Below are 13,058 nucleotides of genomic sequence, written 5' to 3'. Positions count from 1 at the left end.
GGGGCCGGCATCCGGCGAAGCCCCCGAACCGCTTCAGAACGTCACACTGGCTGTCAGCCTCGCCGTGCGTGCTTCCCCTACGTTCACCTGCAGCTCGCTACCCGTGCTGGAGGGGTAGTACTGCTTGTTGAACAGGTTATCCACGTTCAACTGAAGGCGGGTTTTGTAGCCGGCGGTGGGCAGGTCCCAGCGCAGAAATGCATCGGCGACGGTGTAGCTGCTCATCCAGTAGCTATTGTCATCAGCCCCGGCCCGCTCGCCTACGTAACGAGCACCTGCGCCTGCATGCCATTGGCCGAAGTTGTCCGGCACCATGAGGTGATGGCTCAGGTAGAGGCTGGCGGTGTGCTTTGGCGCATCGGCCAGGCGATGGCCTTCATTGTCAGGGTCGTCGAGGATTTCCGTATGGGTGTAGGCATAGGTGCCGATCACATCCCAGCGTGGCGCCAGTTGCCCGGTCACGTCCAGTTCCAGGCCGCGCGAGCCTACCTTGCCAGCCGCTTCCGCGTCGTCATCAGTGCCGGTAACCACATTGGTCTTCACGATATCAAACAGCGCCACATTGACGTTAAGCGCCTGTGAAGGCGTGAACTTGGCGCCCACTTCGTAGCTGCGGCCTTCCTCGGGGTCGAAGGTGCGGCCGGTACCGTCATTGGCGTCGACCACCGTATCGTTGGGCACGAATGAGCGGCTGTAGTTGCCATACAACGCCCACGTATCGGTTGGTTGATACACCATGCCGGCGAAGGGGATGAAGGCTTCGCCGTTGTCGTCGCGGTTGACCACCTTGGTGACCAGGCCCTGAGCGCTGTACTGGTCATAATGCTGCTGGCGAGCACCAAATACCGCGATCCAGCGATCGTTCAGGTGCCAGTTGTCCTTGAAGTACACCGAGGTGGAAGTCAGCTCGTTGCGCAGGTTGCTCGTGGCAGGGCTTACCACGCTGGGCTCGGCCAAATTTCCATAGGTCGGGTTGTAGATATCGAACCCTTTCACGGCTGTATTGCGATACGTCTTGCCCCGGTACTTGTCGCTGGCTTCGTTATCAATGCCCACCAGTAGCTCATGGCGCTGCCCGAGAATGTACTGCTCGCCGATGAAGTCCAGGCTGGCGTAGCGGGTTTCGTAGTCGTAATGGCCGCCATTGGCCGCGCGTGTGAGTTTGCCGTTAACAAGCGTGCTCGGTTGCGCGATAGCCAGGCTGTAGCGGTCGTTGTTCCAGCCGTAGGTGACGCGGGTTTTCCAGGTGTCGCTCAGCTGGTATTCAAATCGGGCCTGCGCCGTTTCCGAAATACCGACGGTTTTCGCCCATTTTTCGTCCAGCCGCTTGCTGTAACTCACCTCGGCAGGGTGCCCGTTCACGAACACCGTGCCGCGGTCGAAGGGGCTGCTGTAGTCGGTGTATTCGTACGACAGTGTAAGGGTGGCGCGGTCCCCGGTCCACGTCAGGGACGGTGCCACCAGCGTGTGCTGATCTGTGCCGTAGTTGCGCCAGTAATCCTCGTGTTTCTGCTCCGCAATCAGCCGGTAAGCCAAGCCCGTGTCACCCAATGGGCCCGTGGTGTCCACGCTCAGGGTGCCGCCCCCTTCGCTGTAGGCGGACCCAGTGACCGTGGTGCTTTGGACGTATTGCGGCTGCTTGCTGATGACATTGATCAGCCCTCCGGGGTCAAGCGCGCCGTATAGCAAAGAGGCGGGCCCCTTGAGGACCTCCACATGGTCGGTGGTAGCGTTCAGGTTATGGCCTACTACCGAGCGTACGCCGTCGCGCAGGATCGAGCCGTCGTCGTTCGTGCCGAAGCCACGCTTGACCAGCGCATCCTTGGTATTGCCCAGGGTATTGCCCTGCGAAACGCCGCTGACGAATTTCATGGCATCGTCCAGCGAAGTAGCGCTGAAATCCTGGAGGGTTTGCTGGGTGACCACGTTTACGCTCTGGGCTTCGTCACGCACGGGCACTTCAGACTTGCTTGCGGTGCTGGCGCTTGCGCGGGTGTAACCCTCTTCCACAGGTAACGCGCTTTCCTGTACCTGAGTAGGTGCCAGTTCGACGGTATCGGCGTGTGCGAGGGTGGCGGGTGGTAGCGAAAACAGCGCGACCGCCAGAGCGGACCTGGAGACGTTGAGGTGCATGAAGAGAGAAGCCTGGGAATGGACTGATTTTAATGAGAACGATTCTAATTCGTTCCTGAGGGTGGGTATAGGTAAATCGTTTCATCTGGCAACTACCTGACAGAAGTGCCAGGTAGCCGCGCAGGGAAGACTTACCTAATCTTCCAGCCAGGCTCAGGGGAAGATGGCATGCCTGATAGATTGTTGATGGCCGACCGTGCCGGCACTGTCTTGGCCAGGCGGTGGGGCGTACGTACTTGTCGCCACGGCTATACCCCCTTCGGCGCGTTGCAGCCTTGTGGGGTATGTAGCCAATCAGCGTTTACCGGCCAATGGATGGAGCGGACGGCAAGGCTGTACATGCTGGGCGAGGGGTATCGCGGCTATCAAACAACGCTGGGCCGATTTGCCCAGCCTGATCGGCACAGCCCGTTTGGTGAGGGCGGTCGCAATGCTTACGCCTATTGCGCGGGGGACCCTATGAACCGAGTGGATTGGACAGGCCGCGCTTTCACGCCTCTTATACTCGGCGGCCTTGCGAGTGGTATCGCCACCACGGCCCTGCAGCTGGCAAGCCTGGGTAGCAAAAGCGTGAAATCCACACCACGTCCGATGCTATGGGGTACCAGGCTCGCACTCTTGGCAGGGGCGGCCTCAGTGGTGTCTGCGGTGATCGCGGGCGTCCAGCAAGGGGACCGCCCCGCCCAGGATTCCCTGGCCTGGGTGAGCATCGGCCTGGGCGTTGCCTCGTCGCTGCTTCGCGCCTCCGTTTACGCCCCAATGGCTCGAAAGGCAGGCTGGCGAAAGGTTTTAGGGCGTGTATCCGGGCTGCGAAGGGAAAACTATTACCAAGGGGCCTATCAAGTTGGAGTGGAGGAGGTCGGCTATGCCCTGCGCTGATCACAGCCGGAAGGCCCTTTTGGGCCATGACTGCGCAGGGACCGTATTGCGCCGCTTGAAACTACGGGTCGTATACCAGCCGTTCGGGTACGAAGCCGTTCCAGACACGGCAGGCCTGCTCGGCTACACAGGGCAGCGACGCGAGCCGTGGGGCGGGTACCAGCTGGGCAATGGCCGCCGCCTTTATCAGCCCGCCACGATGCGGTTCTGCCAGCCGGATGCCCTGTCACCGTTTGGCCAAGGCGGCCTTAATGCCTATACCTATTGCCAGGGCGACCCGGTTAACCGACATGACCCGAGTGGCCAGGAAGCCTTGGACCTGCTGAGCGATATCATGGGCGCGCTGGGGATCGTGGCCTACGGAGCGATGATGTTCACAGGGTACCGGGTTTCGCCCCCCTCGAAACTGATGGTCGGGGTAGACGTCACGCTGATGGCGGGCAGCAGCGCCGCATGGGTGATCGGCATGGTTACTGACAGCGATGCCGCAAAAATCGCATCCGTTGCCGCCACTACCCTTACCGCGCTAGGTAGAGGGGCACTGGCGGTGCAATGGGGGCGCCAGGCCTTTGGGCGTCGGCCCCCTCGAGCTATCGAGCTTGTTGCCGTGCGTAGGCCACAGTGACCTACTCGTGCGCCGCCACACCCTTTAAATACGCCGCCGGCTCGGCGCCAAGGTTATTAAGCATCCGCTCGCTGTACCAGTCGATGAAATTGACCACGCCAAACTCATAGGTTTTCGAATACGGCCCAGGTTGATACGCCGTTGAATTGATGCCCTTCTGGTTTTCTTCGGCCAGGCGACGGTCTTGGTCGTTGGTGGCGTCCCATACCTGGCGCAGGCGAGCAGGGTCGTAATCCACGCCTTCCACGGCGTCCTTGTGCACCAGCCACTTGGTAGTAACGATGCTCTCCTGCGCGCTGATCGGCCATACGGTGAACACGATCACGTGGTCGCCCATGCAGTGGTTCCAGGCATGGGGCAGGTGCAGGATGCGCATCGAGCCCAGGTCCGGGTTCTTGATCCGACCCATGAGCTTGCTGCACCCAGGCTTGCCGTCCATGGTCATGGAAACGGTGCCCTTGAGCAGCGGCATGCGCACGATGCGGTTGCGCAGGCCGAAGCTGGTGTGCAAGTAAGGGATCTTCTCCGCTTCCCAGGCCGCAGCGGATTCGGCCACATGGTCCTTGAAGGCCTGGCTGGCGCGCGGGTCGTTGGTGTCGTCCCACTCCAGCAGGGTGTTGAGCAGTTCCGGATGAGAGCCGTTGCAGTGGTAGCACTCGCGGTTGTTCTCGAGCACCAGCTTCCAGTTGGCTTTTTCACGCAGGGTGGTTTGCACAGCCACTTTGGTGTTCTCCATGTCGTAGGGCTCCATGTAATGAGCCAAGGTATGGAGGAACTCGTCGATGGCGGGCGGGTTGTCCGCCAGGCTGATGAAGATATACCCACCGGCGTTCTTCACGTGCACGGGCTTCAAGCCGTACGCCTTCATGTCGAAGTCATCGCCCATTTCGCTGCCGGCGAACAGCAACCGGCCGTCCAGCTCGTAGGTCCATTGGTGGTAAGGGCATACCAGCTTGGCGACCTTGCCTTTTTCGCCCGCGCACAAGCGCGAGCCGCGGTGGCGGCACACGTTATGGAAGGCATGGATGGCGTTGTCTACGCCGCGCACCACGATCACCGGGTTTTTGCCGATCTCCAGCGTGAGGTAGTTACCCTTCTTCGGGATTTCACAGGTCATGCCAGCGATCAGCCACTCCTTGTGGAAGATCTCCTGCATATCGATCTCGTGGAGCCTTTCGTCGGTGTAGAACGGCTGCGGCAACGAGAACGTGCGCTCCCGGGTTTGCAGCATATGGGCGGTGGCACTGCGCGCGGGTTCCAGCGGATCGCCAAGGCTCAGGTTCTGGGTGACGTCCATCGTTAAAATCCTCAAGGCCGGCGCGCCGGCGGCAGGGCTGTAGGGGCGCGCGGGATCGCGCTTCACGGTGGCGCCGCAACCTTGCATCGAGGCTGCGACCGATATGTGGCGAGTGTGCTTGGGAGCAGGCGGCGAACCTTATCCATGGGCGACATGGCCGAATCCGTTCCCGACCACCCGAGCCAGTGCTGGCAAGGCTGGTCGCCATGAGCATGCCGATGTCGCGAACAGGAAAGTTCGCTGCACGGGCGCCACGCAGAATCGGGACCACAAGGCCGGTGGTCGGCTATGGAGTGGCAAGCATGTCTGATAATTTCCTGAACCCGGTCACCACCCAGACCTGGGCCAATGGCCGTCATGTCGTTCGCTGCGTCAAGGTGATTCAGGAAACCTGGGATGTACGCACGTTCTGTTTCATGGCCGACCAGCCGGTAATGTTCTTCTTCAAGCCCGGGCAGTTCGTGACCCTGGAGCTGGAAATCGACGGCCAGCCGGTGATGCGCTCCTACACCATTTCGAGCTCACCCTCGGTGCCCTACAGCTTCTCCATTACCATCAAGCGTGTGCCGGGCGGGCGCGTTTCCAACTGGCTGCATGACACCCTGCACGAGGGCCAGGAGCTGGCGGTGCATGGCCCGGTGGGGCTGTTCAATGCCATGGATTACCCCTCTACCAGGGTGTTGTACCTGAGCGGCGGGGTGGGGATCACCCCGGTGATGTCCATGGCCCGTTGGTTCTATGACACCAACGCCAATGTGGACATGATCTTTGTGCACAGCGCCCGCTCTCCCAAGGACATCATTTACCACCGCGAGCTGGAGCAGATGGCGGCGCGTATTCCCAACTTCGCGTTGCATATCATTTGTGAGAAACACGGCCTGGGTGAACCCTGGGCTGGATACCGGGGTTACCTGAACCGCCCGATGCTCGAGCTCATGGCACCGGACTTCCTCGACCGGGAAGTGTTCTGCTGCGGTCCTACCCCGTACATGACGGCAGTGAAACGGCTGCTTGACCAGGCCGGCTTTGACATGCGGCGCTATCACGAAGAATCCTTTGGCGCCACGCCCCCCGAGGCGCGCGCGGATGCGGTGGAACAAGCCGAGCAAGCCGCCGACGCGCCGGAGGTACCCGCCGCAGACCTGCACCAGGTGGAGTTCGTGGACACCGGCAAGAGCATCCGCGTAACCCCGGGGGAAACAGTCCACGCCGCAGCCGCCAAGCTGGGGCTTACCATTCCCAAGGCCTGTGGGATGGGCATCTGCGGCACCTGCAAGGTGCTCAAGCTCAGCGGCGAGGTAGAGATGGAGCACAACGGGGGCATTACAGAGGAAGACGAAGCCGAGGGGTACATCCTGGCGTGCTGCAGCGTGCCCAAGGGGGATGTGCGGATCGAGTATTGAGGGAGGGTGGAGCTGCGGGGCATGTCGTCGACCGTTGGTCCGTTGTCACCGTAGCCCGGGAACCCGGCATCTATCCTCGAGTCCATGCCCAACGCGAAGCGGCAGGCTTCATCTTGTATTTTCATGCCTGTTCATACCTTCGCGCTGGCGAGGCGCGCGCTTTTTTCTTATCGTACGCGCCCTTCATCTTCACCCCTGGTTTCGAGTACCTCTCATGTTGGAAGCATCCCTTAACAAACTAGAAACACTGGTCGGCGAACTGCTCGAGCAGAACCGTCAATTGGCCGAGGCGAATGGCAAGCTGAGCGCCGAGCTGGCGCAAGCCCGGGATGAGAACGACAGCCTGCAGATCTCCCTGCTGGAGCAGGAAGAACAGCAAGGCGCTACCGCGGCGCGCATTCAGGCCCTGATCCAGCGCGTCAGCCCCGAACCGGCTGGCGCATGAGCCAGAACACCACGCGGGTAGTCGAAATCCTCGGCAGCGACTACACCCTGCGTGCCCCGGCCGATCAGGAACAAACCTTGTTCGATGCGGCAATGATGCTCAAGGCGAGCCTGGCCGAGACCAAGAAGAAGCACCCCACATTGCTGGGCGACCGCTTGTTGGTGCTCACCGCCATGAACATCTGCTCTCAGTTGCTGGAGGCTCGTCGTGAGCACCAGCTGGCGCTGGAAGAATACGAAAGCCAGGTCAACGCCACGGTAGAACAGCTCGAGCGGACCGTGGGAAAGGCGGCGGAGTAATCAACGCCGCTTCGCTCACTCAGCCAGCATAAGCCGCTTGGTCGCCCCGCTGCAGCAGGGTTGAGCAGTGAAGCGCTGCTTGCGGTCCACTGAGGGCAAGGCGCGGTGCCGTACCGCGCCGCTGGGCGCGCGAGCTACTGGCAGTACGCCTGTGGGCGCGTGGCAGGTACGCCTCGAGGAGCCACCATGCAGCTTTGGCAACGCAGTATCCAGTGGAAGTTGATCTTGAGCATGGGCGCAGCGCTGATTATCAGCCTGCTGATCGTGGTGGGCTTGTATACCGCTGTGATCGACCGCCTGGCCAAGCGTTACCTGGTTGACACGGCGTTGCCGGCCAGCATCGAGGCGACTCGCAACGACATCGAGCGCCTGCTGGCCGGGCCTCTGGGTGCTGCGAGCGCCATCGCCAGCAATGCCCTGCTGAAGGAATGGCTGGCGAGCGGTGAAGACCCCTCCCAGGCAGATGCCTTCGTGCGTTATCTCGCCGGCGTAAAGGCCGAACAACAAGCATTCACCACGATGATCGCTCCGGCAGGGTCGGGGCATTACTACACTGCGTCTGGCCTGGAACGCACGCTAGATCGAAAAGACCCCAAGGATGCCTGGTTTTACAGCTTCCTGGACAGCGGCCAGGCACGCTCGCTGGCCATTGATACCGATGCCGCCACCGGTGCGCTCACGCTGTTCATCGACCAACGGGTTGAGGCCAACGGCCGGCCATTAGGCGTGGCGGGGCTAGGGCTGAGCCTGGAAAAGCTGGCCACGCTGGTGCGCAACTATGCCTTCGGAGCTAGCGGCAAGGTTTACCTGGTACGTCCCGATGGCATGATCCAGGTGCATCCGGATGCCCACTTCAGCGGCAAGCGAACCCTTACCGAGCAGATCGGCGCCGCCGCCGCCGGTGCGCTATTGGGTAAAACCACCCTGACGGACGCTCGTTTCGAGCGCAACGATGAGCCCTGGATCGCGCTTGCCTTGCCCCTGCGAGAAGTGAACTGGACATTGGTTGCCGAAGTGCCGGAAGCGCAGATCTTTGCCGAAGCTCATCAAGCTACCGTTACCGCCAGCCTGATCGGCCTGGGTGTAGCGCTGCTGTGCCTGGCCCTGGTGGTATGGCTGGCGCGCAGCCTGGTGCGGCCTATCCGCCAGGTTACCTCGGCACTGGTGCAGATCGGCAGCGGCGGCGGGGACCTTACCCACCGCCTGGACGAGGCACGCAAGGACGAACTCGGCGATCTGGCCCGGGGCTTCAACCGTTTTCTGGCAAGCCAGCGAACGCTTATCGGCGAGGTGCTGACCACTACCGAGCGGCTGGGCCAAACCGTAACCCGGGTGAGCGAAGTGGTGGAGAACACCACGGCCCGCGCCGCCCGGCAGCAGGAAATGACCGACATGGTCGCCACTGCGGTGCATGAAATGGGGCTGACGGTGCAAGAGATCGCCCGAAACGCGGGCACGGCGGCAGGTGAATCACAAGCGGCGAGGGATGAAGCCGCGCAGGCGGGCCGGGTGGTCGAGGGATCGCTCACGCACATCCAGCGCATGAGCGACGATATTGGCCTGGCTGCCGAGGCGGTGGAGCAGCTCGCCAACGAGGTTGCCTCTATCGACCAGGTGCTTGGCGTGATCCGGGGTATTTCTGAGCAAACCAACTTGCTGGCGCTGAACGCCGCAATCGAGGCGGCGCGCGCCGGGGACCTCGGCCGAGGCTTTGCGGTAGTGGCCGATGAAGTGCGAACCCTGGCGCAGCGTACCCAGGCCTCCACCGACGAGATCCAGGCCATGATCCAGCGCTTGAAGCAGGGCGCGGAGAACGCGGTCGTTTCCATGCAGGCCGGGCAAGCGGCGACCGGTACGGGGGTAGCCGCGAGCCAGCGCACAGGAGCGTCGCTCGCGGCGATCAGCGGCCAGGTGGAACGAATCAGCGATGTGAACCATCAAGTTGCCACCGCTACCGAAGAGCAGTCGGCGGTCACCGAGGAGATCAACCGTAACGTGCAAGGTATCTCCGACCTGGCCAGGTCGACTGCGGCTGAAGTGCGCGACTGCCGCGAGCAATGCCAGACGCTGATGGCCCTGGCCGAGGCGCTCCGGCGGCAGATGGGTGGTTTCAAGCTGTAGTCGCCCACCGATCGCTGTGGGAGCAGCTTCGCCTTATTGGAAGCGGGCGAAGCTCGCGAAATGTGTCGCCCTAAAGCAGATTTACAAGGGCGCAGCGATGCCGTCCACTACCGCACGAATGTCCGCTGCCAGCTCCCGCACCCGGGCTTCACTGGTGTCCCACGAGCACATGAAGCGCGCGCCGCCGCCGATAAAGGTATAGAACCGCCAGCCACGGCCCTGTAGTGATGCCAGCGCTGGCTGAGGCATATTCAGGAACACGCCGTTGGCTTCTACCGGGAACATCAGGCTCACCTGAGGGATGTCGGCAATCAGCTCTGACAACAGGCGGGCACAGCCGTTGGCGTGCCGGGCATGGCGCAGCCATGCGTCGTTTTCCAGCAAACCTACCCACGGCGCCGATAGGAAGCGCATCTTCGACGCCAACTGGCCTGCTTGTTTGCAGCGGTAATCGAAGTCCTCGGCCAGTTCCTTGCGGAAGAACAAAATCGCCTCACCCACGGCCATGCCATTCTTGGTGCCGCCAAAGCACAGTACGTCCACGCCAGCCTTCCAGCTCAGCTCGGCCGGGCTGCAACCCAGCGAGGCGCAGGCGTTGGCGAAGCGGGCGCCGTCCATGTGCAGGTTAAGCCCCAGTTCGCGGCAGGTTGCACTGATGGCCTTCAACTCATCGGGCCGGTACAGCGTGCCCACTTCCGTGGCCTGGGTCAGCGTGACCACACGAGGCTTGGGGTAGTGGATATCCTGGCGCTTCAAGGCAATCTCACGGATAGCCTCAGAAGTGAGCTTGCCGGCTTCGCTGCGAGCGGTCAGCAATTTGGAACCGTTGGAGAAGAACTCCGGCGCACCGCATTCGTCGGTTTCCACGTGGGCGACGTCCGAGCAGATCACGCTGTGGTAGCTCTGGCACAAGGCCGACAAGGCCAGCGAGTTCGCGGCCGTGCCATTGAAGGCGAAAAACACCTCGCAGTCGGTTTCGAACAAGCGGCGGAAATGGTCCGCCGCCCGGGCCGTCCATTCATCATCGCCATAGGCGCGCTGATGGCCCTGATTGGCCAATTCCATTGCCGCCCAGGCTTCCGGGCACACGCCAGAGTAGTTGTCGCTGGCGAATTGTTGGCTTTGCTCGTACATGGGGCACTTCCATAGTAGGTACCCGGGCTACTGTACGCCGCGCAGGGCTGGAGCGGTATGGGAGTGAAGGTTCCGTTCATGTCGTAATCGCACCGATGCGTGGCGCCCATAGGCATCTGACGCACCGGGGCCGAGCCTACCATCGACCCCACTGCACCTATGACAGGCGCCATCCGCGCTGGGAGATCCGCGATGTTCAGCAAGCAAGACCAGATTCAGGGATATGACGACGCACTGCTGGCAGCCATCAACGCCGAGGAGCAGCGCCAGGAAGACCATATCGAGCTGATCGCGTCGGAAAACTACACCAGCAAGCGTGTGATGGAAGCCCAGGGCAGCGGCCTTACCAACAAGTACGCCGAAGGCTACCCGGGCAAGCGCTACTACGGCGGTTGCGAGCATGTGGACACGGTAGAGCAACTGGCCATCGATCGCGCCAAGGCGCTGTTTGGCGCCGACTACGCCAACGTCCAGCCGCATTCCGGCTCGCAGGCCAATGCCGCCGTGTACCTGGCGCTGCTGCAACCGGGCGATACCGTGCTGGGCATGAGCCTGGCGCACGGTGGCCACCTTACCCACGGCGCCAAGGTGAGTTTCTCCGGCAAGTTGTACAACGCCGTGCAGTACGGCCTGGACACGGCCACCGGGCTGATCGACTACGACGAGGTCGAGCGCCTGGCCCTGGAATGCAAGCCGAAGATGGTCATCGCCGGTTTCTCCGCCTACTCCAAAACCCTGGACTTCGCCCGCTTCCGTGAAATCGCCGACAAGGTAGGCGCCTACCTCTTTGTGGACATGGCCCACGTGGCTGGGCTGGTGGCGGCCGGGCTGTATCCGAACCCGCTGCCCTATGCCGACGTTGTGACCACCACTACCCACAAGACCCTGCGCGGCCCACGCGGCGGGTTGATCCTGGCGCGCCATAACGAAGAGCTAGAAAAAAAGTTCAACGCCGCGGTGTTCCCCGGTGGCCAGGGTGGCCCACTGATGCATGTGATCGCCGCCAAGGCCGTGTGCTTCAAGGAAGCCTCGGAGCCGGGCTTCAAGGTGTACCAGCAACAGGTGATCGACAACGCCCAGGCCATGGCCGGGGTATTCGTGGACCGTGGTTACGACGTGGTATCCGGCGGCACCGACAACCATCTGTTCCTCGTTAGCCTCATCCGCCAGGGGCTCACCGGCAAGGCAGCGGATGCGGCCCTGGGCCGTGCCCATATCACGGTGAACAAGAACGCCGTGCCTAACGACCCTCAATCCCCGTTCGTGACCTCGGGCCTGCGCATCGGCACCCCGGCGGTCACCAGCCGCGGCTTCAGGGTGGAACAGTGCCAGGTGCTGGCGGGCTGGATCTGCGACATTCTCGACAACCTCGGCGACGCCGACGTGGAGGCCAACGTGGCTGCCCAGGTCAGCACCCTGTGCGCCGAATTCCCGGTTTACCGCTGAGCTGGAGTACCGATCATGCAGCGCTATTCAGGCTTTGGCCTCTTCAAGCACTCCCTCAGCCACCACGAAAACTGGCAGCGCATGTGGCGCACGCCCACGCCCAAGCCTGTGTATGACGTGATCATCGTAGGCGGTGGCGGCCACGGCCTGGCTACGGCGTACTACCTGGCCAAGGAACACGGCATCACCAATGTGGCCGTGATCGAGAAAGGCTGGCTGGGCGGCGGCAACACCGCCCGTAACACCACCATTGTGCGTTCGAACTACCTGTGGGACGAATCCGCCCACTTGTACGAGCACGCGATGAAACTGTGGGAAGGGCTGTCCCAGGACATCAACTACAACGTGATGTTTTCTCAGCGTGGCGTGTACAACCTGTGCCACACCCTGCAAGACATGCGCGATTCCGAGCGCCGGGTGAGCGCCAACCGCCTCAATGGCGTGGACGGCGAACTGCTCAATGCCCAACAGGTTGCCGAGGAAATCCCTTACCTGGATTGCTCGAAAAATACCCGCTACCCGATTATCGGCGCCACGGTTCAACGCCGGGGCGGGGTGGCTCGCCACGACGCGGTCGCCTGGGGGTATGCCCGTGCCGCCGACGCGCTGGGCGTGGACCTGATTCAACAAACCGAGGTCACCGGTTTCCGCAAGGAAAACGGCGTGGTCATCGGCGTGGAAACCAACCGAGGCTTCATCGGCGGCAAGCGTGTGGGCGTGGTTACCGCCGGTAATTCGGGCTACATGGCCAGCCTGGCCGGCTTCCGCCTGCCGATTGAATCCCACCCGTTGCAAGCGCTGGTGTCCGAGCCGCTCAAGCCCATCATCGACAGCGTGATCATGTCCAACGCCGTGCACGGTTACATCAGCCAGTCCGACAAGGGCGACCTGGTGATCGGCGCCGGTATCGACAGCTGGGTCGGCTACGGCCAGCGCGGCTCGTACCCGGTGATCGAACACACCTTGCAAGCCATCGTGGAAATGTTCCCCGTGTTGTCGCGGGTGCGCATGAACCGCCAGTGGGGCGGCATCGTCGACACCACGCCCGACGCCTGCCCGATCATCAGCAAAACGCCGGTGAAGAACCTGTTCTTCAACTGCGGCTGGGGTACCGGCGGCTTCAAGGCTACGCCGGGCTCGGGCAACGTGTTCGCCGCCAGCCTGGCAAAAGGCGAAATGCACCCGCTGGCCAAACCGTTTTCCATCGACCGCTTCTACAACGGCGCCCTCATCGACGAGCACGGCGCCGCCGCCGTGGCCCACTGACCGGAGACAC

The 13,058-nt window shown here is 62.2% G+C and carries 11 protein-coding genes and 1 pseudogene; 9 read left to right on the top strand and 3 right to left on the bottom strand.

The genetic code is table 11. The features are described from left to right. Window positions 1-33 precede the first annotated feature (33 nt). On the bottom strand, window positions 34-2,133 hold the full coding sequence (locus G7016_RS09735; RefSeq protein WP_181113429.1) for a TonB-dependent siderophore receptor: 2,100 nt from the start codon (window positions 2,131-2,133) through the stop codon (window positions 34-36). 168 nt (window positions 2,134-2,301) lie between these two features. Between G7016_RS09735 and G7016_RS09730 the strand changes: the two genes are divergently transcribed. Both G7016_RS09730 and G7016_RS25570 read left to right on the top strand, forming a co-directional pair. Further along, a complete protein-coding gene (locus G7016_RS09730) occupies window positions 2,302-3,012 on the top strand; it encodes an RHS repeat-associated core domain-containing protein (protein ID WP_181113427.1) in 711 nt (236 codons plus the stop codon). A gap of 46 nt (window positions 3,013-3,058) precedes the next feature. Beyond that, on the top strand, window positions 3,059-3,637 hold the full coding sequence (locus G7016_RS25570) for an RHS repeat-associated core domain-containing protein (RefSeq protein WP_258195130.1): 579 nt from the start codon (window positions 3,059-3,061) through the stop codon (window positions 3,635-3,637). Between the two features lies 1 nt (window position 3,638). Here the strand turns inward: G7016_RS25570 and gbcA are convergent, their stop codons facing one another. Beyond that, the gene (gene gbcA, locus G7016_RS09720; RefSeq protein ID WP_181113422.1) at window positions 3,639-4,934 is read right to left on the bottom strand and encodes a glycine-betaine demethylase subunit GbcA; all 1,296 of its coding nucleotides are present in this window, start codon (window positions 4,932-4,934) and stop codon (window positions 3,639-3,641) included. Window positions 4,935-5,236: 302 nt separating this feature from the next. Here gbcA and gbcB point away from each other — a divergent pair, with 302 nt between their 5' ends. From gbcB to G7016_RS25560, 5 genes and pseudogenes are all read left to right on the top strand, one after another. Then, window positions 5,237-6,337, top strand: coding sequence for a glycine-betaine demethylase subunit GbcB (gene gbcB, locus G7016_RS09715; protein WP_181113420.1), 1,101 nt, complete (start codon window positions 5,237-5,239; stop codon window positions 6,335-6,337). Between the two features lie 214 nt (window positions 6,338-6,551). Further along, window positions 6,552-6,782 (top strand): hypothetical protein, encoded by a 231-nt coding sequence (locus tag G7016_RS09710; RefSeq protein ID WP_181113418.1) that lies wholly within the window; start codon window positions 6,552-6,554, stop codon window positions 6,780-6,782. Beyond that, window positions 6,779-7,081 carry a cell division protein ZapA gene (locus tag G7016_RS09705; protein WP_181113401.1) on the top strand — a complete coding sequence of 101 codons (303 nt, stop codon included), beginning with the start codon at window positions 6,779-6,781 and terminating at the stop codon, window positions 7,079-7,081. The genes G7016_RS09710 and G7016_RS09705 overlap by 4 nt, the downstream gene beginning before the upstream one ends. Before the next feature lie 186 nt (window positions 7,082-7,267). Beyond that, window positions 7,268-8,338, top strand: a pseudogene (locus G7016_RS25565) (HAMP domain-containing protein); the annotation flags it as partial. Between the two features lie 126 nt (window positions 8,339-8,464). Then, window positions 8,465-9,202, top strand: coding sequence for a methyl-accepting chemotaxis protein (locus G7016_RS25560; RefSeq protein WP_375139191.1), 738 nt, complete (start codon window positions 8,465-8,467; stop codon window positions 9,200-9,202). 81 nt (window positions 9,203-9,283) lie between these two features. Here the strand turns inward: G7016_RS25560 and G7016_RS09695 are convergent, their stop codons facing one another. Next, on the bottom strand, window positions 9,284-10,336 hold the full coding sequence (locus tag G7016_RS09695; protein ID WP_181113395.1) for a threonine aldolase family protein: 1,053 nt from the start codon (window positions 10,334-10,336) through the stop codon (window positions 9,284-9,286). Window positions 10,337-10,528: 192 nt separating this feature from the next. Here G7016_RS09695 and glyA point away from each other — a divergent pair, with 192 nt between their 5' ends. Continuing rightward, window positions 10,529-11,782, top strand: a complete 1,254-nt coding sequence (gene glyA, locus G7016_RS09690; RefSeq protein WP_181113392.1) for a serine hydroxymethyltransferase — start codon at window positions 10,529-10,531, stop codon at window positions 11,780-11,782. A gap of 15 nt (window positions 11,783-11,797) precedes the next feature. After that, the gene (locus tag G7016_RS09685) at window positions 11,798-13,048 is read left to right on the top strand and encodes a sarcosine oxidase subunit beta (protein WP_181113389.1); all 1,251 of its coding nucleotides are present in this window, start codon (window positions 11,798-11,800) and stop codon (window positions 13,046-13,048) included. The last annotated feature ends 10 nt before the right edge of the window (window positions 13,049-13,058 follow it).

The sequence above is a fragment of the Pseudomonas japonica genome, assembly GCF_013522925.1.
In the GTDB taxonomy this organism is placed as follows: domain Bacteria; phylum Pseudomonadota; class Gammaproteobacteria; order Pseudomonadales; family Pseudomonadaceae; genus Aquipseudomonas; species Aquipseudomonas japonica_A.
This window is presented reverse-complemented; position numbering and strand designations above follow the sequence as displayed.

Excerpts from the sequence above, each read along its gene's own strand:
- gbcA (WP_181113422.1), bottom strand. The coding sequence starts at position 4,934 with ATGGACGTCACCCAGAACCTGAGCCTTGGCGATCCGCTGGAACCCGCG.
- glyA (WP_181113392.1), top strand. The coding sequence starts at position 10,529 with ATGTTCAGCAAGCAAGACCAGATTCAGGGATATGACGACGCACTGCTG.
- G7016_RS09695 (WP_181113395.1), bottom strand. The coding sequence starts at position 10,336 with ATGTACGAGCAAAGCCAACAATTCGCCAGCGACAACTACTCTGGCGTG.
- G7016_RS09730 (WP_181113427.1), top strand. The coding sequence starts at position 2,302 with ATGCCTGATAGATTGTTGATGGCCGACCGTGCCGGCACTGTCTTGGCC.
- G7016_RS09735 (WP_181113429.1), bottom strand. The coding sequence starts at position 2,133 with ATGCACCTCAACGTCTCCAGGTCCGCTCTGGCGGTCGCGCTGTTTTCG.
- G7016_RS09710 (WP_181113418.1), top strand. The coding sequence starts at position 6,552 with ATGTTGGAAGCATCCCTTAACAAACTAGAAACACTGGTCGGCGAACTG.
- G7016_RS25560 (WP_375139191.1), top strand. The coding sequence starts at position 8,465 with ATGACCGACATGGTCGCCACTGCGGTGCATGAAATGGGGCTGACGGTG.
- G7016_RS09685 (WP_181113389.1), top strand. The coding sequence starts at position 11,798 with ATGCAGCGCTATTCAGGCTTTGGCCTCTTCAAGCACTCCCTCAGCCAC.
- G7016_RS09705 (WP_181113401.1), top strand. The coding sequence starts at position 6,779 with ATGAGCCAGAACACCACGCGGGTAGTCGAAATCCTCGGCAGCGACTAC.
- gbcB (WP_181113420.1), top strand. The coding sequence starts at position 5,237 with ATGTCTGATAATTTCCTGAACCCGGTCACCACCCAGACCTGGGCCAAT.